We start from the raw sequence: 21,174 nt of genomic DNA on the forward strand, positions 1-21,174 counted from the left end.
CGGGAAGACGCCCTTGCCTATGGCGTTTCAGACCTGCGCCGTCCCCGTGTTTGCGCACTGGCCATCGCCAGCCCCGCCGTGCGCTCCAGCGCATCGGAAAAGCCCTGACGCTGCTCGGCGTTGAGTTGCGAAAGGAACAATTCATCCACGGTACTTTCGTAGATGCCCCACATCTTTTTACGCAACACCCGGCCCTCATCGGTGATCGAGGCAAACGCGGCGCGCCCATCACCCTCGCAGCGCGAGCGCACCACCAGGCCGTCCTTTTCCAAGCGGTCCACCAACCGCGTCAGGTTGTAGCGCTCGATGGCCAGTACATCGGCCAACTCATGCATGCGCCGAGTGCCATCAGGACCGCTTTCCAGGCCCCACAAGGCGTCGTACCAGGCGTATGGCGGCAAGCCGGCCTGGGTCAGGCGCCGTTCAATTTCACGGATGACCGCCCTGTGGGCCCTGACAAACCGAAACCATACATCAGGCTCTTTCGATGCCATGCAACACCATCCGGGGAATTCGAGAAGGTTGCAATGGTAGCTCATCCCGCGCTAAATTCAGTCATGTAGTTGCAATTGCAATCACTTTACAGCGTGCCCAATCACCTTCCACAAGAAGCCCGCACGTTGATAACCGCACACCCTGGAGCCTCACATGAACGCGAACAACGCAGTAAGACTCGACGACGATCCACAGGAAACGCGCGAATGGCTGGAGTCCATCGAATCGGTGCTGTCCACCGAAGGCCGCCCGCGCGCCCATTACCTGATCGATCAGTTGCTGGATTTCGACGTAGCGCGCCATGGCGACTTCCACGGACGGGTCACCACCCCTTACGTCAACACCATCGCGGTGGACCGCCAACTGCCCTACCCCGGCAACCTGGCGGTAGAACGCAGGCTCAATGCGTTTATCCGCTGGAATGCCATGGCCATGGTATTGCGCGCCGGCAAGCACTCGGGCGTGGGTGGACATATCGCCACGTATGCGTCGGCTGCAGTGTTGTACGACGTAGGCTTTGACCATTTCTTTCGTGGCCGTACCGAGACCTTCGCCGGCGACCTGGTGTACATCCAGGGTCACTCCTCGCCAGGCATTTACGGTCGCGCCTACCTTGAAGGGCGTATCAACGAAGCACAACTCGACAACTTCCGCCGCGAGGCCGGTGGTCAGGGCCTGTCCTCCTATCCCCATCCCCGGTTGATGCCGGACTTCTGGCAGTTTCCTACGGTGTCGATGGGCCTGGGGCCCATCACTGCGGCCTACCAGGCGCGGTTCATGCGCTACCTGGACCTGCGCGCCCTCAAGCCGCAGGAGGGGCGCAAGGTCTGGGCCTTCCTGGGGGATGGCGAAATGGACCAGCCGGAATCCCTCGCGGCGATCTCTCTGGCCGGGCGCGAGAAACTGGACAACCTGATTTTCGTGGTCAATTGTAACCTTCAGCGCCTCGATGGCCCGGTACGCGGCAACGCCAAGGTGATCCAGGAGTTCGAGAGCCTGTACCGCGCTGCCGGCTGGAACGTGATCAAAGTCATCTGGGGCGGTGGCTGGGACGCCCTGCTGGACAAGGACACCAGCGGCCTGCTGCGTCAGCGCATGATGGAGTGCGTAGACGGCGACTATCAGAACTACAAGTCGCAAAACGGCGCCTATGTGCGCGAACATTTCTTCGGCAAATACCCGGAGTTGCTGGCGCTGGTGGCGGATCTTTCCGACGATGAAATCTGGAAGCTCTCACGGGGCGGCCATGACCCCGACAAGGTCTATAACGCCTATGCCGCCGCCGTTCGCCATACCGGCCAACCTACAGTGATCCTGGCGAAAACCGTCAAGGGTTTTGGCATGGGTGAAGCGGGCGAAGGCCAGAACATCAACCACCAACTGAAGAAAATGGGCGCCGAGGCGGTCAAGGCCTTCCGTGACCGGTTCGGCCTCGAAGTGGCCGACGACCAACTGGCACAAATCCCCTATCTCAAGCCGGCGCCAGACAGCGAAGAAGCGCGCTACTTTGCCGCTCGACGCCAAGCGCTCGGCGGCTACGTTCCAGCCCGGCACAGTTCGGTGCCAGCGCTGCAAGCCCCCCCGCTCGAGGCCTTTGCCACGCAACTCAAAGACACCGGCGAGCGCGCCATTTCCACCACCATGGCCTTCGTCCGCATCCTCGGCACCCTGCTCAAAGACCCTAACCTGGGCAAGCTGATCGTACCTATCGTGCCGGACGAGTCCCGCACGTTCGGCATGGAGAGCCTGTTCCGCCAGATCGGTATTCATTCTGCCGTGGGCCAACTCTATACCCCCCAGGACGCGGGCCAACTGAGCTACTACAAAGAGAGCAAGGACGGCCAGATCCTGCAGGAAGGCCTGAATGAGTCTGGTGCGTTTTCTTCTTGGGTCGCTGCCAGTACGTCCTACGCCAACCACGGCGTGATGATGGTGCCCTTCTACATCTTCTATTCGATGTTCGGCTTCCAGCGCATTGGCGACCTGGCCTGGGCCGCAGGCGATGCGCGGGCCCGCGGGTTCCTGCTGGGCGCCACTGCCGGGCGCACCACACTGATGGGCGAAGGGTTGCAACACGATGACGGGCATAGCCACGTAATGGCCTCGGTGATCCCTTGCTGTGTGTCCTACGACCCGACCTTTGCCTACGAGCTTGCCGTAATCATCCGTGAGGGCATACGGCGCATGTTTGTCGAGCAGCAGGACATTTACTACTACATCACCCTGCTCAACGAAAACTACCCGCACCCGGCCATGCCCGACGACGTCGAAGACGGAATTCTCAAGGGGATGTATTGCCTGAAAGCCGGCCAGCAGCCCCAGGTGCAACTGATGGGCAGTGGCTCGATCCTGCGCGAGGTGATCGCCGCCGCGGACTTGTTACGCAAGGACTTTGACGTGGACTCTGACGTCTGGAGTGTCACCAGCCTCACCGAACTGCGCCGCGATGGTCACGCCGTGGAGCGCTGGAACCTCCTGCATCCGCAGGAAACGCCACGTACTAGCTACGTGGAGCAATGCCTGACGGACCGCGCAGGGCCAGTGGTGATTGCCACCGACTACATGAAAATCTTCGCCGATCAGATTCGCCCATTCATGGCGGGCCGGCGCCTGGTCGCCCTGGGTACCGATGGCTTTGGCCAGTCCGATACTCGTGAAGCGCTGCGCGAATTCTTCGAGGTAGATCGCCACTTCATCGTCCTGGCCGCATTGAAGGGCCTGGCGGACGATGGCCTGATCAACCGCGCCAAGGTCAGCGAGGCAATCAGCCGCTACGGGATCGACGTCGACAAGACCGACCCCGTCAACGTGTAGTCACTGGGCCGGCAGCGGCGGGATCGCTTCCGTCGGTGCCGGCAGCAAAGGCGTGGCTGGCGCCGGTTCCGTCGGTTGCGCTGGCGTTTGCTGGGGCATGATCGGCGCTGTCTCCGGTGGCAGCGACAGCGGTTCCGAGACTGCTGGAGCAACAGGCGCAGCCGGCGCTTCATCGGGTGTCTCAACCTTCTCGATCAGCGGCGCGGGCTTGGGCTCCGGCACGCCAAGGTCAGCCTTGGGCGCCTCTTGAATGTGTTCGGCAGCCTTCACTTCCTGAGGCAGGAATACGTCCACCAAGGCAAAGTAGCGGTCATAGAACTTGGGCGAAGTGACCGTCTCGCTGGCCACCTTGACCATAGAGTCGTCGGTGGAGCCGATCGGCATCGATACCGAACCGAGTACACCCACCCCCAGGCTGGCGGAGTTATTGACCTTCTTCAGCGCATAGCGATCCTGCAGGGCGTTGGCAAACATGGTCGCATGATGCTCGCTGCTGCCATCTTCGGCACAGACCACGTTGAAACTGATCTGCAGATGGGTCTCACCGGTCTGCTGGAAACTCTTGTTGCCGCTCACCAGCTTGGGGTCGCTGCTGGTGATGATATAGCCCTGGCTGAGCAACGCCCGGCGTGCCGCTTCACAGGCCGCGACATCGCTGACCGGGTAATTGCGTGAAAACGTACCGGAGTCGTCGAAATTCTCATGTTCGTAGATAGCGGTCTTGGGCGACGAGCAGCCCGTGGCGCCTGCCAGCACCAGCGCAAGCGCGAGGCCACGCAAGTGAAATGAAGTCGACATTGATGATCCTGAGGAAAACGGTCAGGGCGGTATTGTGCAACAGATCATGTGGTCTGCGCGCGGATTCCTGTGGGTAAGACGCCAGCGGCTGACGCGACGCCAGGCGTAGGAAAAAGCCTGGCACTCATATGATCGATAAACACCCGCAGTTTGGCCGAGGCATGCCGACTTGACGGCCATAGCATCCAGAAGCTGCCGTGGTGCTCAAGGTAATCGTCCAGTACCCGTTGCAGGCGGCCCTGCTCCACGGAATCACGAACCATGAAGTCCGGCAGGCAGGCGATCCCCAGGCCTTCATGCACCACATGGTTCAACGACTCGATGGTGGTGCTGATCAACGGCGCGCGCAACACGGGCTCGGGCTCACCCGGTAGATGGCGCAATGGCCAGGCTTCCAGCTTGCCCGTGGCGCAGAATTTGTGGCGCAGGCAGGCGTGGCGATTCAGATCCGTAGGACAAACCGGTGTGCCATGTAGGGCGAAGTACTGTGCCGATCCCACCAACACCAACCGATAGTGCCCCAGCAGTCGGGCCGTCAGCCGCGAATCCTCAGGTTTACCGGTGCGCACCACGGCGTCGAATCCTTCTTCGATCACATCCACCATACGGTCGGAAAAATCCACGTCCAACTCGATATCCGGATAAGCCCGCATGAACTCGGTCAGCACCGGCATCAACAAGCCCCGGACCTGGGGCAAGCTGATACGCAATTTGCCACGGGGGATGGCCGTCGCTTCGATCAACTCCTGCTCCGCCGCGTCCACTTCAGCCAGGATCCGCCGCGATCGTTCGAGGAACAGCGCGCCCTCGGCAGTCAGGGTGATACTGCGGGTGCTGCGATGAAACAGGCGCACACCCAGGCGTTGCTCCATACGCGCAATGCTTTTGCCGACGGCCGAGGAAGACACCCCCAGCACGCGACCGGCCTGGGTAAAGCTGCGGGTTTCCGCGACCTGCACAAACACCGAAATACTGCCCAGGCTGTCCATTGTCCCTTCCTGCTGATTACGGACATAAACATCCGATAAGTTCGGAACCTTAGCCTATTTTTCCCAACGCTTCAGCCCCCTACTCTGCCCCAATGTCCTGATGCCTTGAATACGGAGCCGAGCCACATGAACGACAGCAGTACAACCCAATGCCTGTCCAGCCCCCGCGAACGCCTGCCCATGATGGGTTTGCTGGCGCTGGCCACCGCCGGTTTCATCACCATCCTCACCGAAGCGATGCCCGCCGGCCTGCTGCCCCAGATGAGCGCCGGCCTGGGGGTTAGCGAGGCGCTGGTCGGCCAACTCGTGACGCTGTATGCCCTTGGTTCGTTGCTGGCCGCCATTCCCTTGACCATCGCCACCCGTGGCTGGCGGCGCCGGCCCTTGCTGCTGATCGCCATTGGCGGCTTTGCGCTGGTCAACAGTGTCACGGCGCTTTCCAGTGTCTATTGGCTGACGCTGGTTGCGCGCTTGCTGGCCGGGGTCTTTGCGGGCTTGCTCTGGGCGCTGCTGGCGGGATATGCCAGCCGCATGGTGGCGCCACACCTGCAAGGCCGGGCGATTGCCGTGGCGATGCTTGGTGCCCCCCTGGCGCTGTCCCTCGGGGTGCCGGCCGGGACCTTTCTCGGCACGGCGGTAGGCTGGCGCTTGAGCTTTGCGATCATGACCGGGCTGACCGTGGTGCTGTTGGCGTGGGTACGCTGGCAGGTGCCCGATTTTGCCGGGCAAGGGGCGCAACAGCGTCTGGGCTTACGCCAGGTCCTGTGCTTGCCGGGGGTACGTCCGGTGCTGTGGGTGACCTTTACCTACGTGCTGGCGCATAACATTCTGTACACCTACATCGCGCCGTTCCTGGTGCCCGCCGGGATCGCCGCTGACATTGACCAGGTGCTGCTGGTGTTTGGCCTGGCTGCACTGATGGGGATCTGGATCGTCGGCCTGTTGATTGATCGGCGCCTCCACACCCTGCTGCTGGTCAGTTGTGTGATGTTTGGCGCGGCGGCGTTGGGGTTGGGGTTGTGGATGACGGATGCCGATATCGTCTATGCATCCATCGCCCTCTGGGGATTGGCCTTTGGTGGTTTGCCTGCCCTGCTGCAAACGGCATTGGCCAAGTCTGCCGGCAACTCTGCGGATGCTGCCCAATCAATGCTGGTGACGGTGTGGAACCTGGGAATTGCCGGCGGCGGGCTGGTAGGTGGTGTGCTGCTGCAAGGATGGGGCGTGATGTCCTTTCCCTGGGCGGTCGCTGGCTTGGCCATGCTGGCATTGATCGCAACCTTAAAGACCCGGAGCCCCCAGTAAGGTAGGAGCGAGCTTGCTCGCGAAAGACGTTAACGATAAAGGGGGCTTGCTGGGTATACGCGGCGCTCTCAGGTTCTTCGCGAGCACGCTCGCGCCTACAAAACCTCGGTGCGCAGGCAAAAAAAGACCCCGGCTTTCAGGCCGGGGTCTTTTTTAAGGCTATCTCACGACATCAGAACCGCTTGATGTCAGCCTTGGCTTCCAGTTCCTTACGGAACGCAGCGAAGTCTTGCTGACCGACCCGCGAAGCGAGGAAGCGACGATACTGCTCCTTCTCTTCATCGGTAGGTGCAGCCCCTTCGTTGACGCTGTTCAAGCGTACGATCATCAAGCTGCCGTCAGGCAGGGTCACGTCGGCAAAGGTCGGTTTGTCCTTCGCCGCCGGCTTGGCCATGCGGAACAGAGCCTGCAGCACGGCAGGCTCAACGCCTTCCTGGCCACGGGTGGCTGCTTCAGTGACTTTCCAGGCCTGGCCATCAACCGGCTTATCCAACGGCAACTTGCCATCACGCAGGCTGGCGATCAGTTCGTCAGCGTGAGTCTTCGCCGCAGCGCTTGCACGCTCCTTGGTCAACTGTGCACGGATGGCCGTTTCCACGCTTGCCAGTGGCAGTTGCTCAGGCTTGCGGTGCTCTTTGGCGCGCAGGACCACGATGGTTTCCGGATCCAGCTCGATGGCGGTGCTGTTGGCACCTTCATCCAGCACTTCAGGACTGAAAGCAGCCTGGATCACGGCACGGTTGGCCGCGATGCCTTCACCACCTTCACGGCCAAACGGCGCCGAGGTGTGTACGGTCAGCTTCAGGTCCGAGGCCGGCTGGACCAGGTCGGAGGCTTCAAATGCCGCGTCTTCCAGTTGCTTGGTCGCCTCGACGAAGCGCTGCTCCACTTGCTGGGTCTTCAGCTCGCGGGTCAGTTTGTCTTTCAGGCTGGCGAACGATGGCACTTCAGGTGCTTCAACGCCCAACAGCTTGATCAGGTGCCAGCCGAAGCTGGAACGTACCGGCGCCGAAACCTGGTCCTTGTTCAAGGCGTACAGGGCGGTTTCGAAGTCAGGATCGTAGACACCAGGACCTGCAAAACCCAGGTCGCCGCCATTGTTGGCCGAACCTGGATCCTGGGAGAACTCCTTGGCCAGGGCCTCGAAGCTTTCGCCCTTGGCCAGGCGCGCCTGGACCTCTTCGATCTTGGCCTTGGCTTGCGCCTCGGTCATCTTGTCGTTGACTTCGATCAGGATGTGCGCGGCACGACGCTGTTCAGCGAGGTTGGCGGTCTCTTTCTCGTACAGGGCCTGCAGCTCATCGTCCTTGACCGTTACCTGGTCAAAGAACGAAGCCTTCTTCAGCTCCAGGTAGTCGATGACGACCTGGTCCGGGGTCATGAACTCCTTGGCGTGCTGGTCGTAGTAAGCCTTGACCTCGTCGTCGGTGAGTTTCACGGCACCCGGGTCGGCCTTGACGCTGACGGTGGCGAAATCACGGGTCTGTTTTTCCAGACGCGCGAAGTTCAGGACTTCCTGGTCGGTGACAAAACCGCTGCCGGCAATGCCTGCGCGCAGTTGGCCGATGAGCATTTCCTGGGTCAGCATCTGACGGAACTGCATACGGCTGTAGCCCAGTTGACGGATCACCTGGTCGAAGCGTTCAGCGCTGAACTTGCCGTCTTCCTGGAATTCCGGCGTCTGCAGGATCACTTGGTCCAGTGCAGCTTCCGAGAAGGAGAACTTCGAATCGGCCGCGCCTTGCAGCAGCAGCTTACGATCGATCAGGCCCTTGAGGGCCGCTTCGCGCAGCATTTTTTCATCCAGCAAGGACGCGTCGAAGTCCTTGCCCAATTGTTGCATCAGCTGCCGACGTTGCATGTCGACGGCCTGGCTCAGCTCGTTCTGACTGATTTCTTCACCATTGACCTTGGCCGCGTCCTGGCTGTTGGTCGTAGCCTGGAAAATGGCCTCGATACCGGTGAAGGCCATCAGTACAACGATGAGCCCGATAATGGTCTTGGCAATCCAGCCTTGTGAATTGTCCCTGATATTCTGCAGCATGCGTCCCCCAGAAACGGTTGAACTTCAAAATTAGGCAACCGTGGAGCGTGGGTAGAATCCGGATAGAAGAAAGGCGCATCCGAGGATGCGCCTTCTCGTAACTGGCGGAACGGACGGGTGTTGAACCCGCCCCCCGGCGTAGCGACCCAATGGATACTTGGGTCAGTTGCCGCTCCGCTGCCAGGCCAGACCTGCGTCCGGCCCGGATAGGCAAAGGCTTGAACGAAGCTTAGTTAACGGCTTCTTTCAGGGCTTTACCGGCTTTGAAACCTGGTTTCTTGGCAGCAGCGATTTGCAGTGCTTTGCCAGTCTGTGGGTTACGGCCAGTGCGAGCTGGACGATCGGTCACAGAGAAAGTGCCGAAGCCTACCAGTACCACGGAGTCGCCGGCCTTGAGAGCGCCAGTGACGGATTCGATTACTGCGTCCAGCGCACGGCCAGCAGCGGCTTTCGGGATATCAGCAGATGCGGCGATAGCATCAATCAGTTCCGACTTGTTCACTCTAAGTCCCCTTATATCTATTGAGTATGATTCTAAGTTTTTTGGTGAAAGCAAAAACCAGTGCTGAATGGCCTACAGACACTTAAGAGCCGCTTTATAACAAGGGCTCTAAAAATCTGTCAAGGAAGCCCCCAGGCTTAAACGTATTAATGCGTGCTAATTCTTTCCTTAGAGTCAGTCTCGCGCTTTTCGTCCTTCGCGACTATCTCGGGAGCCACATCCGGCAAGGGCTCCGGCGCGTATTGCAGCGCAATTTGCAGGACCTCGTCAATCCATTTAACCGGTTTAATCTGCAGATCCTGCTTAATGTTGTCAGGAATTTCCTTCAAATCGCGAACATTCTCTTCCGGAATGATCACGGTCTTGATACCACCGCGGTGTGCAGCAAGCAATTTCTCTTTCAAGCCACCGATGGCCAATACCTGACCACGCAGGGTAATTTCCCCGGTCATGGCCACATCAGCGCGTACCGGGATGCCGGTCAGGGCCGAGACCAGGGCCGTGCACATGCCTACGCCAGCGCTAGGGCCGTCTTTGGGTGTAGCCCCCTCAGGCATGTGGATGTGAGTGTCGTGCTTCTCGTGGAAGTCCAGGGGGATTCCCAGGCTACGGGCGCGACTGCGCACCACGGTCTGCGCGGCGGTGATGGACTCGACCATCACGTCACCCAAAGAACCGGTCTTGATCAATTGCCCTTTGCCAGGAATCACTGCGGCTTCGATAGTCAACAATTCGCCGCCTACCTGGGTCCACGCCAGGCCAGTGACCTGCCCTACCTGGTCCTGCTGCTCGGCCAAACCGTAGCGGAATTTACGCACACCCAGGTAATGCTCCAACGAGTCGGCCGTAGCCTTCACGGAGAAGCGTTTTTCCAGTGCATGCTCCTTGACCGCCTTGCGGCAAATTTTCGCAATCTGGCGTTCAAGCCCCCGCACACCGGCCTCGCGAGTGTAGTAGCGCACGATATCGCGGATCGCCTCGACATCGAATTCGATCTCGCCCTTCTTCAGGCCATTGGCCGAAATCTGCTTGGGCGCAAGGTATTTGACCGCGATATTGATCTTCTCGTCTTCGGTGTAACCCGGCAGACGAATCACCTCCATCCGGTCCAGCAAGGCTGGCGGAATGTTCATGGAGTTGGAGGTGCACAGGAACATTACGTCAGACAAGTCGTAATCGACTTCCAGGTAATGATCGTTGAAATTGTGGTTCTGCTCGGGGTCGAGTACTTCCAGCAGGGCCGATGCTGGATCGCCACGCATGTCGCTGCCCATTTTGTCGATTTCATCGAGCAGGAACAGCGGGTTGCGCACCCCGACCTTTGTCATCTTTTGAATCAATCTTCCCGGCATCGAACCGATGTAAGTCCGGCGATGGCCGCGAATTTCCGCCTCGTCACGCACGCCACCGAGGGCCATACGCACGAATTTACGGTTTGTTGCACTGGCGATCGACTCAGCCAACGAGGTTTTACCCACGCCAGGAGGACCCACCAGGCACAACACCGGGCCGCGAATCTTCTTCACCCGCTTCTGCACGGCGAGGTATTCGAGGATGCGCTCCTTGACCTCTTCAAGGCCGTAGTGATCGGCATCGAGGATGTCTTCGGCACGCGCCAGGTCCAGGCGTACCTTGGTCTGGGCTTTCCACGGTACCTGCACCAGCCAGTCGATGTAGGAACGAACCACGGTGGCTTCGGCCGACATCGGCGACATTTGCTTGAGCTTGTTCAGCTCGGCGGTGGCTTTGGTCAGGGCGTCTTTCGGCAGGCCAGCGGCGTCGATGCGCTTTTTCAGCTCTTCGATTTCGTTGTGGCCTTCCTCGCTATCGCCGAGTTCCTTCTGAATGGCCTTCATCTGCTCATTCAGGTAGTACTCGCGCTGGCTGCGCTCCATCTGTTTCTTTACGCGGCCACGAATGCGCTTCTCGACCTGCAACAGGTCAATCTCGGCATCCAGCAGCGCCAGGACGTGCTCGACCCGGGTCGACAGGTCGATGATTTCGAGGATGTCCTGCTTCTGCTCGATTTTCAGCGCCATGTGCGCGGCCATGGTGTCGACCAGGCGGCTTGGCTCATCGATGCTGTTGAGGGAGGACAGGACTTCAGCCGGGACTTTCTTGCCCAGTTGCACGTATTGCTCGAACTGGGACAGCAGGCTACGCACAAAGACTTCGGATTCGCGCTCAGGTGCATCGACTTCGTCGATCAATGCCACTTCCGCACGCAGGTGGCCATCCACCTCCATGAAGCGCTCGACCGCCCCGCGCTGCTCACCTTCGACCAGCACCTTGACGGTGCCATCCGGCAGCTTGAGCAATTGCAGAACGGTTGCAATAGTACCAACGCGATACAGGGCGTCTTCGCCAGGATCGTCGTCAGCCGGGTTTCTCTGGGCCAACAGCAGGATCTGCTTGTCGCCCGTCATCGCTGCCTCAAGGGCTTCGATAGACTTCTCGCGCCCCACGAACAGCGGGATAACCATGTGCGGATACACAACCACATCACGCAATGGCAGGAGAGGCAATTCAATGGTTGTCTTCATGATTTCGCCTCTATGACAGATGAAAGTAAGCTTGAAACCAAGATGGGGGCTGCGTGTAAAAAAAACAAGCTCAATGCTGGCAGTTACACACAGTAAAAATCCTCATGAAAAACAAAGGGGCCCCTAGAGGCCCCTTGTTTGTACCGAAACTGCGCAACGCTTATGCGTCTGGCGCAGCCTTGGCAGTCGGCTCACTGTTTTCGTAGATATACAGTGGCTTGGACTTACCTTCTATAACGCTTTCGTCGATCACCACTTTACTCACCTCGGACTGCGAGGGGATTTCGTACATGGTGTCGAGCAGTACGCCTTCGAGAATCGAACGCAAACCGCGTGCGCCGGTCTTGCGCTCCAGTGCCCGCTTGGCCACCGACTTGAGCGCGTCAGAACGGAACTCAAGGTCCACGCCTTCCATTTCGAACAGCTTGGCGTATTGCTTGGTCAGGGCGTTTTTCGGCTCGGTGAGGATCTGAATCAGAGCAGCCTCATCCAGCTCGTCCAACGTGGCCAGGACCGGCAGACGACCAACGAATTCCGGGATCAGACCAAACTTGACCAAATCGTCAGGCTCGACTTCACGCAGGGACTCGCCCACCTTCTTGCCTTCTTCCTTGCTGCGCACTTCTGCACTGAAACCAATGCCACCCCGAGTGGAACGCTGCTGGATGACCTTTTCCAGACCGGAGAACGCGCCGCCACAGATAAACAGGATGTTGCGCGTATCAACCTGCAGGAATTCCTGCTGCGGGTGCTTGCGGCCGCCTTGGGGCGGTACGGAAGCGACCGTGCCTTCAATCAGCTTCAGCAGGGCTTGCTGCACGCCTTCACCGGAAACATCCCGAGTGATCGACGGGTTGTCGGACTTGCGCGAAATCTTGTCGATTTCATCGATATAGACAATACCCATCTGGGCTTTCTCTACGTCGTAGTCGCACTTCTGCAGCAGTTTCTGAATGATGTTCTCGACATCTTCACCCACGTAGCCAGCCTCGGTGAGGGTGGTGGCGTCGGCGATGGTGAACGGAACGTTCAGCAGGCGAGCGAGGGTTTCTGCAAGCAGGGTCTTACCCGAGCCTGTAGGACCGATCAGCAAGATGTTGCTCTTGCCGAGTTCGACTTCGTCGCCTTTCTTGTCACGCTGGTTCAAGCGCTTGTAGTGGTTGTACACCGCTACGGCCAGAACCTTCTTTGCACGCTCTTGACCAATCACGTACTGGTCAAGGATGCCGCTGATTTCTTTAGGCGAAGGCAATTTATGCGCGCTGCTTTCGGCCTGTGCCTCCTGCACCTCCTCACGGATGATGTCATTGCACAGGTCGACGCACTCGTCGCAGATAAAGACCGAGGGGCCGGCAATCAATTTGCGCACTTCATGCTGGCTTTTGCCACAGAAGGAGCAATAGAGCAGCTTGCCGTTGTCCTCGCCGTTGCGGGTGTCAGTCATTCGTTCGATCCAAATCCGATAGGCTTGCAACACAAGATGAAGGCTTATGCGGGCTTTTTCAAGCCCGCCAGTGGTCGGACATGCCGACCAGCCCTATTTTGAGCTGCTTATATTAAGCGGGGCGCTTGTCGATCACGGCGTCGATCAGCCCGTATTCACGCGCGGCCTCGGCACTCATGAAGTTGTCGCGGTTGGTATCGCGCTCGATTTCTTCCAGGGTGTGCCCGCTGTGCTTGGCCATCAGCGTGTTGAGACGCTCGCGGATAAACAGGATTTCCTTGGCGTGGATCTCGATGTCCGATGCCTGCCCCTGGAAACCGCCCAGTGGCTGGTGAATCATCACGCGCGAGTTGGGCAGGCAGAAACGCTTGCCTTCGGCACCGGCTGTCAGCAGGAATGCACCCATGCTGCAGGCCTGGCCAATGCACGTGGTGGATACATTCGGCTTGATGAACTGCATGGTGTCGTAGATCGACATGCCCGCCGTTACCGAACCGCCTGGGGAGTTGATGTAGAGATGGATGTCCTTGTCCGGGTTTTCCGCTTCAAGGAACAGCAGTTGCGCACAGATCAGGTTGGCCATGTAGTCCTCTACCGGACCAACCAGAAAGATCACTCGCTCCTTGAGCAGGCGCGAGTAGATGTCATAGGCGCGTTCGCCACGAGCAGATTGCTCGACAACCATCGGGACCAGGCCGCCTGCGGCCTGGATATCAGAGTTCTGCTGAATATACGAATTACGGAACATGCTCTGCAGTTACTCCCAAATAGTCATGTCTTGAATACGCATAAGCCAGCGCGAGGCTGGCTTATGGGTGTATTTTCAAACGAGTTGGACAATCAGTCGGCTTGTGCTGCTTCAGCCGGCTTGACTGCTTCTTCGTAAGAGACCGCTTTGTCGGTCACCTTAGCCTTCTGCAGAACAGTATCCACAACTTGTTCTTCCAGCACAACCGAACGGACTTCGTTCAGTTGCTGGTCATTCTTGTAGTACCAAGCCACGACCTGCTCAGGCTCCTGGTAGGCCGAAGCCATTTCCTGGATCATTTCGCGAACGCGGTCTTCGTCAGGCTTGAGGTCGAACTGCTTGACCACTTCAGCCACGATCAGGCCCAACACGACACGGCGCTTGGCTTGTTCTTCGAACAGCTCGGCCGGCAGTTGGTCAGGCTTGATGTTGCCACCAAACTGCTGAACAGCTTGTACGCGCAGGCGATCCACTTCATTGGACAGCAGGGCCTTAGGCACTTCGATCGGGTTGGCGGCCAGCAGACCGTCCATTACCTGGTTCTTGACCTTGGACTTGATGGCCTGGCGCAGCTCACGCTCCATGTTCTTGCGAACTTCGGCGCGGAAACCTTCGATACCGGTTTCCTTGATACCGAACTGGGCGAAGAACTCTTCGTTCAGCTCTGGCAGCTTAGGCTCGGAAACGCTGTTGACCGTCACGGTGAACTCGGCAGCTTTGCCAGCCAGGTCCAGGTTTTGGTAGTCAGCAGGGAAAGTCAGGTTCAGGACGCGCTCTTCGCCGGCTTTAGCGCCAACCAGGCCGTCTTCGAAACCCGGGATCATGCGGTTGGAACCCAGAACCAACTGGGTGCCCTTGGCCGAGCCGCCAGCGAATACTTCGCCGTCAACCTTGCCCACGAAATCGATGTTCAACTGGTCTTCGTTCTGGGCGGCACGATCGGCCACTTCAAAACGGGTGTTCTGCTTGCGCAGGATTTCCAGCATGTTGTCCAGGTCGGCATCAGCCACTTCGGCGCTCAGGCGCTCGATTTCGATACCTTCGAAACCAGCCACTTCGAACTCTGGGAACACTTCGAATACGGCAACGTATTCCAGGTCCTTGCCAGCTTCCAGGGACTTAGGCTCGATGGAAGGCGAACCAGCCGGGTTCAGCTTTTGCTCGACAACAGCTTCGTAGAAGGAAGCCTGGATCACGTCGCCTACGGCATCTTGACGCGCATCAGCACCAAAACGGCGCTTGATTTCGCTCATCGGCACTTTGCCTGGACGGAAACCAGCGATCTTGGCCTTCTGGGCAGTCTGCTGCAGACGCTTGTTGACCGCAGTCTCGATGCGCTCTGCCGGCACGGTGATGCTCATGCGGCGCTCGATAGCAGTAGTATTTTCAACAGAAACTTGCATGGATATTCCTCGTTGCACAGACGTTAGCCGGCCGTTTCCGACCCAAGAATCAAGGGCATGCATTCTAGTGGGTCAAACTCAAGAAGTCACCCTACTGAAAACGGGTTAAAAAACAGCAGGCATTTTACAGGTACGAATGCACGAATGCTCCTCGCCCCAGTGACAAATACAGCCAATCACGCCAGGGCTCTGTGCCAACCCTTCTATATATAGAAGAAGCTGCCAACCATCTCCCCGGCTGCCGACCTTGCACACAAGGCCGACGGGCAGAACGGCATCATCGAGAAACAAAAATACGACGAAACGCCCCACCCCTGCGACCCAAAACCTGCAGTCGCCGAATACGCAAACCGCTAAAACAAAAAAGGCGCCAGACTGTTAAATCTGGCGCCTTTCGGAATATGGGGTGGACGAAGGGGATCGAACCCTCGACAACGGGAGTCACAATCCCGTGCTCTACCAACTGAGCTACGCCCACCATATTGCGTGACAAAGAAGCCAACTGCCTTCTCTGCCGAGCACCAACCCAGCCAATGCAGGGGTGACGCTTTATTTGGTGCGGATGAAGAGACTCGAACTCTTACGCCTCGCGGCGCTGGAACCTAAATCCAGTGTGTCTACCAATTCCACCACATCCGCGGCTTGAAGCTTTTTTAAAACAAAGGCGCCAGACCGTTAAATCTGGCGCCTTTTCAAATATGGGGTGGACGAAGGGGATCGAACCCTCGACAACGGGAGTCACAATCCCGTGCTCTACCAACTGAGCTACGCCCACCATCTTGCGCTACTTGTGCCAAAGCTGCCTAATGGCGCACCCGGCAGGACTCGAACCTGCGACCATCCGCTTAGAAGGCGGATGCTCTATCCAGCTGAGCTACGGGCGCCTGATTAATCTGTACTCTTGGAGGACTACAAACTAAATGCTTCCAGCCTTACACAATAAAACGGCTATTGCGCTCGACCTTCTTAACCAGTGCTAGGCTGTGCCCGACAAGTGCGACGAATAGTATAGACGCCCCTAGGGGCCGTCAAATCTTTTTTGAAAAAAATTCATTTTATTTAAGGGGTTAGGGGAATTTGCAGACCAAGCGCCTTTGCCCTCACGTCCTGGCGTGCGAGAATGCGCGCACTTTTCCTCCCCCTCTCGATGGTTAATCACGCGTAATGACTGCACAACTTATCGACGGCAAATCAATCGCCGCCAGCCTGCGCCAGCAGATCGCCAAACGTGTCACCGAGCGTCGCCAGCTTGGCCTGCGCACGCCGGGGCTCGCGGTGATCCTGGTCGGCAGCGATCCTGCCTCCCAGGTTTATGTCTCGCACAAGCGTAAAGACTGTGAAGAGGTCGGCTTTATTTCCAAGGCCTACGACTTGCCTTCCGACACCACCCAACAGGCCCTCACCGACCTGATCGACGGTCTCAACGACGATCCGAACATCGACGGCATCCTGCTGCAATTGCCGCTGCCAGAGCACCTGGACGCCTCCCTGCTGCTGGAGCGCATCCGCCCCGACAAAGACGTGGACGGCTTCCACCCTTATAACGTCGGTCGCCTGGCCCAGCGCATTCCCCTGCTGCGCCCCTGCACACCGAAGGGCATCATGACCCTGCTGGAAAGCACCGGCGTCGACCTGTACGGCCTGGATGCAGTGGTGGTTGGCGCGTCCAACATTGTAGGTCGCCCGATGGCCATGGAGTTGCTGCTGGCCGGCTGCACTGTGACCGTCACCCACCGCTTCACCAAGGACCTGGCAGGCCACGTCGGGCGTGCCGACCTGGTCGTGGTCGCCGCGGGCAAGCCAGGCCTGGTCAAGGGCGAGTGGATCAAGGAAGGCGCCATCGTGATCGACGTGGGTATCAACCGTCAGGATGACGGCAAGCTGGTGGGCGACGTGGTGTACGAAACCGCCCTGCCCCGCGCCGGATGGATCACCCCGGTACCTGGTGGTGTTGGCCCGATGACTCGTGCATGCCTGCTGGAAAACACGCTGTACGCAGCCGAAACGTTGCACAGCTAAAAGGACCCCGCCTTGACGCAATGCTGTTAGGTCACGCCGGGCTTCCTGAAAAATCCGCTATCAGATATCTGGCAGCGGATTTTTTTATTCCTGCCCGAGAGATTTGACTTGCTCCCTGTCAACAGGAACAGCACGCCGCGGTTTCCTGAAAATGATGCCTGCGCGCTTAAAGGCCACACCTATAAGGAGCGTAATCCCCAAACTCCATAACCCTATGATGGTCAGTGCCATACATCCTCCTCAAGTATTGCCACCACGTACGACACGACGATTACAAAAAAACTGACAATCGCCATTGTCGCACTGGCTCTCAGCGCATTGGCATCAACGGCTCCAGCGATCAACAACGTTGTAGTACCCGTCACCATGAAGCCTGTGCCCACACACAGTAATAAATTGGTCGCCCATCGGATCGTTTTGCCGTTCATCTACGTCCCTGTTTTCAACAACGCCTCCTCAATTCAACGTTAACAAAAAGCCCATATCAAAGGCTCTGAGGTTTTTGTATCAGTCCTACACACCCAAGACCGACAGGACCGTTTTTACGGAGCCTTATCGCCAACGCGCTTGCGCTACAAACCTAACCAATCATCGGCTTACAGCCTTTATTTAAAGGCTCTCTATCAGTTTGTGATCCATACTAATAATATGTAACGTCATTTTTCATAAAACCGGCTGCATCCGGTATTTTTCTACCTTTTAGCGAGTTCATCCGCGTGAAAATTCATCTTTCTCTCATCAGCCTGTTCTTCGCATTCGCAGGCACTGTCGCCAACGCCAGTGAAACCACCCTGGCCCCACGGGACACCTCGCAACTGCACATCGCCTCAGGCAGCGCGATGCTGGTGGACTTGCAAACCAACAAAGTCATCTATTCCAGCAACCCCGACGTGGTCGTACCGATCGCCTCCGTCACCAAGCTGATGACCGGCATGGTGGTGCTGGATGCCAAGCAGAATATGGATGAGTACATCTCCATCAACATCAGCGACACCCCGGAAATGAAAGGCGTGTTCTCGCGAGTCAAGCTCAACAGCGAAATGCCGCGCAAGGAAATGCTGCTGATTACCCTGATGTCCTCGGAAAACCGTGCAGCTGCCAGCCTGGCCCACCATTATCCGGGTGGCTATACGGCGTTTATTGCCGCAATGAACGCCAAGGCCAAGGCCCTGGGCATGACCAGCACCCGCTATGTCGAGCCCACCGGTCTGTCGATCCATAATGTGTCCACCGCCCGCGACTTGAGCAAGCTGGTCCAGGCCGCGCACAAATATCCGCTGCTCACGCAATTGAGCACCACCAAGGAAAAGACCGTGTCGTTCCGCAAGCCCAGTTACACCCTGGGTTTTTCCAACACCGATCACTTGGTCAACCGCGCCAACTGGGATATCAAGCTGACCAAGACCGGTTTCACCAACCAGGCCGGTCACTGCCTGGTGCTGGTGACGAGCATGGGCAACCGCCCAGTGTCGCTGGTGATCCTCGATGCCTTCGGCAAATTCACGCACTTTGCCGATGCCAGCCGTATTCGCAAGTGGATTGAAACGGGCAAGAGCGGCTCGGTGCCAGATGTGGCCCTGCAATACAAGGCCGACAAGAACCTCAAGGGCCGCCAGACCGGGGTCGCCCAATCGCACTGATGTACGACTGACAAAAACGGCGCTCTCGAGCGCCGTTTGCGTTATGGCTGCTTTGGCCTTTCAGCCATGACCTTGAGTGCCTGTGCCGCCGCCTGTTCCTGGCCGGCCTGGGCGGTGGCGTTGGCGGCCTGCTGCCACCTCGCCGTATCCAGGTTGACCGGCAACTGGCTCGGACGCTGCACCAGCACCGCCCACTGCCCGGCGCTTTTCCAGGCGGACTCGAAGTCGCTGAACGCCACCGGGCGTCGCCGATCCCTGGCGACGCGCAACAACACCGTACTGTTTTGCTGGTTAAAGCCCACCAGTACCGCATAACGCGGCTCGGCCCAGAGTGTCGAGCCTTCGGTAATCCGCACCATCACCGGATACCCCGCCGCCACCTGCGCCAACAGCGCCGTCAGCCTGGTATCCAGCGGATACACCAACATCCCGTATTCGCGCGCCAGCACTTGCATGTTGCGCTCAAGGTCGGCTTCCCCACCGGGTAGATGCAATGGCTTATCCAGCAAGCCCGGTGTAATCACAATGCCTTGTTGCGACAGCATGCTGGCCAGGGCAGCCGGACCGCCCTGGTACGTGTCGCCACGAAACGCCGGCACGCCGTTGAGCTCTACACGTTCGGGCAGGCCCTTGATTTTTGAAGGTGTGGGATGCCCGGCACACGCGGCCAAGCCAAGGACGCAGGCAGCCACCAGCAAGGAGGCTTTGAGGTTCGACCGTAAACGCAACTTCTTCACTCTCTTGATCATCTGCGGGCTGGGGCGTTGATCATAGGACGCTCTTGGGCCCGGGTATAGCCTTGGGCAGCAGTAAAAAGCCCGGGATAGAGCAAACAAGTTGGACGCACACGACCATTGGTCAATAGCACGCAACCGGGAGGCAGCTAGACTGTCCATTGCAAAGACAGTGTGTGCCCTGCACAGGGCAAAAGGAGGCACTCATGAGCCTGACAACCACGATTTTCCTGTTGGTGCTTGGCTGGCTGGCCGTCGCCGGCGCCATGCTGTGGGGCGTGTTGCGCGTGACCCGCCGGCACCCTCATCCACAGCCCAAGGCCGAGGCACGCGCCAAGACCCACAAGCCAGTCGCGCATCACGCCTGACCGAATCCAGGAGCCGGCAAGCCGGCTCCTGCAGATCTACGCCACCTGCTTGCGGGCCACCGCAGCCGAAGCCGCCACCATCGCCCGCAGCAACACCGCGCACCCCGCCGCCAGGTCATCGGGTGCGGCGTTTTCGATTTCGTTATGGCTGATCCCGCCTTCACATGGCACGAATATCATCCCGGCCGGCCCCAACTCAGCGACGAAGATCGCGTCGTGCCCGGCGCCACTGACAATATCCATGTTCGACAGGCCCAGGCCATTGGCCGCCTCACGCACGGCATCGACACACCCCTTGTCGAAATACAGCGGCGGGAAGTCAGCGGTAGGCACCATCTCGAAGCTCAGGCCGTGCTTGGCGCAAGTGTCGTCGATCACCTTACGCACCTGGGCAATCATCGAATCCAGGCGTGCCGGTTCCAGGTGACGGAAGTCCAGAGTCATGCGTACTTCGCCAGGGATCACATTGCGCGAGCCGGGATAGGCTTGCAGGCACCCCACCGTGCCACAGGCATGGGGCTGATGGCCGAGTGCGGCAGCGTTGACCGCCGCCACCACTGCCGACGCACCGACCAGGGCGTCCTTGCGCAGGTGCATCGGCGTCGGACCGGCATGCGCCTCGACACCGCGCAGAGTCAGGTCGAACCATTTCTGGCCGAGCGCTCCCAGCACCACGCCGATGGTTTTGCGTTCATCTTCCAGGATCGGGCCCTGCTCGATATGGGCTTCGAAGTAAGCCCCAACCTTGTGCCCGCTGACTGGCCGGGAGCCCGCGTAGCCAATCGCGTTCAGCGCATCACCCACCGTGATGCCCTCTGCGTCGGTTTTGGCCAGCGTGTCTTCAAGGCTGAATTTTTCGGCGAACACCCCGGAGCCCATCATGCAGGGAGGGAAGCGCGAGCCTTCTTCGTTGGTCCATACCACCACTTCCAGCGGCGCTTCGGTTTCGATCTTCAGGTCATTGAGCGTGCGCAACACCTCCACGCCCGCCAGTACACCGAAGCAGCCATCGAACTTGCCGCCCGTTGGCTGGGTGTCGATATGGCTGCCGGTCATCACCGGTGGCAATGCCGGATTGCGCCCCGCGCGACGGGCGAAGATATTGCCCACGCCATCGATGGTCACCGTGCAGCCCGCCGCCTCGCACCACTGCACAAACAGATCGCGAGCCTGGCGGTCGAGGTCGGTCAGGGCCAGGCGACACACGCCGCCCTTGGGCGTGGCGCCGAGCCTGGCGAGGTCCATCAACGACTGCCACAGGCGGTCACGGTTGATGTGCTGATGGGTGGATTGCAGAACGTCGATGGCAGCGTTCATGGTGATCTCCT

General features: G+C 58.8%; 17 protein-coding genes and 4 tRNA genes. 5 read left to right on the forward strand and 16 right to left on the reverse strand.

Features of this window, described 5'->3' with window-relative positions; genetic code table 11:
* Window positions 1-17: 17 nt before the first annotated feature.
* Window positions 18-494, reverse strand: a complete 477-nt coding sequence (locus FJD34_RS11120; RefSeq protein WP_029298408.1) for a MarR family winged helix-turn-helix transcriptional regulator — start codon at window positions 492-494, stop codon at window positions 18-20.
* A gap of 154 nt (window positions 495-648) precedes the next feature.
* Between FJD34_RS11120 and aceE the strand changes: the two genes are divergently transcribed.
* Window positions 649-3,309, forward strand: a complete 2,661-nt coding sequence (gene aceE, locus FJD34_RS11125) for a pyruvate dehydrogenase (acetyl-transferring), homodimeric type (RefSeq protein ID WP_090290802.1) — start codon at window positions 649-651, stop codon at window positions 3,307-3,309.
* On the opposite strand, the gene FJD34_RS11130 is transcribed toward aceE, so the two are convergent.
* On the reverse strand, window positions 3,310-4,107 hold the full coding sequence (locus tag FJD34_RS11130) for a DUF2242 domain-containing protein (RefSeq protein ID WP_090290801.1): 798 nt from the start codon (window positions 4,105-4,107) through the stop codon (window positions 3,310-3,312). It abuts the gene before it with no gap.
* 44 nt (window positions 4,108-4,151) lie between these two features.
* Window positions 4,152-5,096, reverse strand: coding sequence for a LysR family transcriptional regulator (locus tag FJD34_RS11135; RefSeq protein WP_090290800.1), 945 nt, complete (start codon window positions 5,094-5,096; stop codon window positions 4,152-4,154).
* A 126-nt stretch (window positions 5,097-5,222) separates the two neighbouring features.
* On the opposite strand from FJD34_RS11135, the gene FJD34_RS11140 reads away from it, so the two are divergent.
* Window positions 5,223-6,401: an MFS transporter gene (locus FJD34_RS11140; protein WP_032860278.1), complete on the forward strand. Its 1,179-nt coding sequence runs from the start codon at window positions 5,223-5,225 to the stop codon at window positions 6,399-6,401.
* A 172-nt stretch (window positions 6,402-6,573) separates the two neighbouring features.
* On the opposite strand, the gene FJD34_RS11145 is transcribed toward FJD34_RS11140, so the two are convergent.
* The 10 genes from FJD34_RS11145 to FJD34_RS11190 form a co-directional block, all read right to left on the reverse strand.
* On the reverse strand, window positions 6,574-8,445 hold the full coding sequence (locus FJD34_RS11145) for a SurA N-terminal domain-containing protein (protein WP_090290799.1): 1,872 nt from the start codon (window positions 8,443-8,445) through the stop codon (window positions 6,574-6,576).
* Between the two features lie 229 nt (window positions 8,446-8,674).
* On the reverse strand, window positions 8,675-8,947 hold the full coding sequence (locus FJD34_RS11150; protein ID WP_003174819.1) for an HU family DNA-binding protein: 273 nt from the start codon (window positions 8,945-8,947) through the stop codon (window positions 8,675-8,677).
* 146 nt (window positions 8,948-9,093) lie between these two features.
* Window positions 9,094-11,490 (reverse strand): endopeptidase La, encoded by a 2,397-nt coding sequence (gene lon / locus FJD34_RS11155; RefSeq protein WP_032860280.1) that lies wholly within the window; start codon window positions 11,488-11,490, stop codon window positions 9,094-9,096.
* 160 nt (window positions 11,491-11,650) lie between these two features.
* Window positions 11,651-12,934 carry an ATP-dependent Clp protease ATP-binding subunit ClpX gene (clpX, locus tag FJD34_RS11160; RefSeq protein WP_032860281.1) on the reverse strand — a complete coding sequence of 428 codons (1,284 nt, stop codon included), beginning with the start codon at window positions 12,932-12,934 and terminating at the stop codon, window positions 11,651-11,653.
* Window positions 12,935-13,046: 112 nt separating this feature from the next.
* Window positions 13,047-13,682, reverse strand: coding sequence for an ATP-dependent Clp endopeptidase proteolytic subunit ClpP (gene clpP, locus FJD34_RS11165; protein WP_029298421.1), 636 nt, complete (start codon window positions 13,680-13,682; stop codon window positions 13,047-13,049).
* Window positions 13,683-13,774: 92 nt separating this feature from the next.
* Window positions 13,775-15,085 carry a trigger factor gene (tig, locus tag FJD34_RS11170; protein ID WP_032860283.1) on the reverse strand — a complete coding sequence of 437 codons (1,311 nt, stop codon included), beginning with the start codon at window positions 15,083-15,085 and terminating at the stop codon, window positions 13,775-13,777.
* A 402-nt stretch (window positions 15,086-15,487) separates the two neighbouring features.
* Window positions 15,488-15,563, reverse strand: a tRNA-His gene (locus tag FJD34_RS11175).
* A 76-nt stretch (window positions 15,564-15,639) separates the two neighbouring features.
* Window positions 15,640-15,724 (reverse strand) — tRNA-Leu (locus FJD34_RS11180).
* A 60-nt stretch (window positions 15,725-15,784) separates the two neighbouring features.
* Window positions 15,785-15,860 (reverse strand) — tRNA-His (locus FJD34_RS11185).
* Window positions 15,861-15,892: 32 nt separating this feature from the next.
* Window positions 15,893-15,969, reverse strand: a tRNA-Arg gene (locus FJD34_RS11190).
* Window positions 15,970-16,249: 280 nt separating this feature from the next.
* Between FJD34_RS11190 and folD the strand changes: the two genes are divergently transcribed.
* The gene (gene folD, locus FJD34_RS11195; RefSeq protein ID WP_032860284.1) at window positions 16,250-17,104 is read left to right on the forward strand and encodes a bifunctional methylenetetrahydrofolate dehydrogenase/methenyltetrahydrofolate cyclohydrolase FolD; all 855 of its coding nucleotides are present in this window, start codon (window positions 16,250-16,252) and stop codon (window positions 17,102-17,104) included.
* Between the two features lie 221 nt (window positions 17,105-17,325).
* Here folD and FJD34_RS11200 read toward each other — a convergent pair whose 3' ends face one another.
* On the reverse strand, window positions 17,326-17,532 hold the full coding sequence (locus FJD34_RS11200) for a hypothetical protein (RefSeq protein WP_090290798.1): 207 nt from the start codon (window positions 17,530-17,532) through the stop codon (window positions 17,326-17,328).
* A gap of 288 nt (window positions 17,533-17,820) precedes the next feature.
* Here FJD34_RS11200 and pbpG point away from each other — a divergent pair, with 288 nt between their 5' ends.
* A complete protein-coding gene (gene pbpG, locus FJD34_RS11205) occupies window positions 17,821-18,744 on the forward strand; it encodes a D-alanyl-D-alanine endopeptidase (protein ID WP_090290797.1) in 924 nt (307 codons plus the stop codon).
* A gap of 41 nt (window positions 18,745-18,785) precedes the next feature.
* Here pbpG and FJD34_RS11210 read toward each other — a convergent pair whose 3' ends face one another.
* Complete coding sequence (locus tag FJD34_RS11210) at window positions 18,786-19,472, reverse strand: peptidase C39 family protein (protein ID WP_032860314.1); 687 nt, start codon at window positions 19,470-19,472, stop codon at window positions 18,786-18,788.
* Between the two features lie 212 nt (window positions 19,473-19,684).
* Between FJD34_RS11210 and FJD34_RS28040 the strand changes: the two genes are divergently transcribed.
* Window positions 19,685-19,846 carry a hypothetical protein gene (locus tag FJD34_RS28040; RefSeq protein ID WP_167360818.1) on the forward strand — a complete coding sequence of 54 codons (162 nt, stop codon included), beginning with the start codon at window positions 19,685-19,687 and terminating at the stop codon, window positions 19,844-19,846.
* A gap of 36 nt (window positions 19,847-19,882) precedes the next feature.
* Here the strand turns inward: FJD34_RS28040 and FJD34_RS11215 are convergent, their stop codons facing one another.
* Window positions 19,883-21,163 (reverse strand): Zn-dependent hydrolase, encoded by a 1,281-nt coding sequence (locus tag FJD34_RS11215; protein ID WP_032860286.1) that lies wholly within the window; start codon window positions 21,161-21,163, stop codon window positions 19,883-19,885.
* Window positions 21,164-21,174 lie beyond the last annotated feature (11 nt).

Source organism: Pseudomonas brenneri, assembly GCF_007858285.1.
In the GTDB taxonomy this organism is placed as follows: Bacteria; Pseudomonadota; Gammaproteobacteria; order Pseudomonadales; family Pseudomonadaceae; genus Aquipseudomonas; species Aquipseudomonas brenneri.

Coding starts and splice junctions, on each gene's coding strand:
- FJD34_RS11120 (WP_029298408.1), bottom strand. CDS start 494: ATGGCATCGAAAGAGCCTGATGTATGGTTTCGGTTTGTCAGGGCCCAC.
- aceE (WP_090290802.1), top strand. CDS start 649: ATGAACGCGAACAACGCAGTAAGACTCGACGACGATCCACAGGAAACG.
- FJD34_RS11130 (WP_090290801.1), bottom strand. CDS start 4,107: ATGTCGACTTCATTTCACTTGCGTGGCCTCGCGCTTGCGCTGGTGCTG.
- FJD34_RS11135 (WP_090290800.1), bottom strand. CDS start 5,096: ATGGACAGCCTGGGCAGTATTTCGGTGTTTGTGCAGGTCGCGGAAACC.
- FJD34_RS11140 (WP_032860278.1), top strand. CDS start 5,223: ATGAACGACAGCAGTACAACCCAATGCCTGTCCAGCCCCCGCGAACGC.
- FJD34_RS11145 (WP_090290799.1), bottom strand. CDS start 8,445: ATGCTGCAGAATATCAGGGACAATTCACAAGGCTGGATTGCCAAGACC.
- lon (WP_032860280.1), bottom strand. CDS start 11,490: ATGAAGACAACCATTGAATTGCCTCTCCTGCCATTGCGTGATGTGGTT.
- clpX (WP_032860281.1), bottom strand. CDS start 12,934: ATGACTGACACCCGCAACGGCGAGGACAACGGCAAGCTGCTCTATTGC.
- clpP (WP_029298421.1), bottom strand. CDS start 13,682: ATGTTCCGTAATTCGTATATTCAGCAGAACTCTGATATCCAGGCCGCA.
- tig (WP_032860283.1), bottom strand. CDS start 15,085: ATGCAAGTTTCTGTTGAAAATACTACTGCTATCGAGCGCCGCATGAGC.
- folD (WP_032860284.1), top strand. CDS start 16,250: ATGACTGCACAACTTATCGACGGCAAATCAATCGCCGCCAGCCTGCGC.
- FJD34_RS11200 (WP_090290798.1), bottom strand. CDS start 17,532: ATGAACGGCAAAACGATCCGATGGGCGACCAATTTATTACTGTGTGTG.
- FJD34_RS28040 (WP_167360818.1), top strand. CDS start 19,685: ATGAGCCTGACAACCACGATTTTCCTGTTGGTGCTTGGCTGGCTGGCC.
- FJD34_RS11215 (WP_032860286.1), bottom strand. CDS start 21,163: ATGAACGCTGCCATCGACGTTCTGCAATCCACCCATCAGCACATCAAC.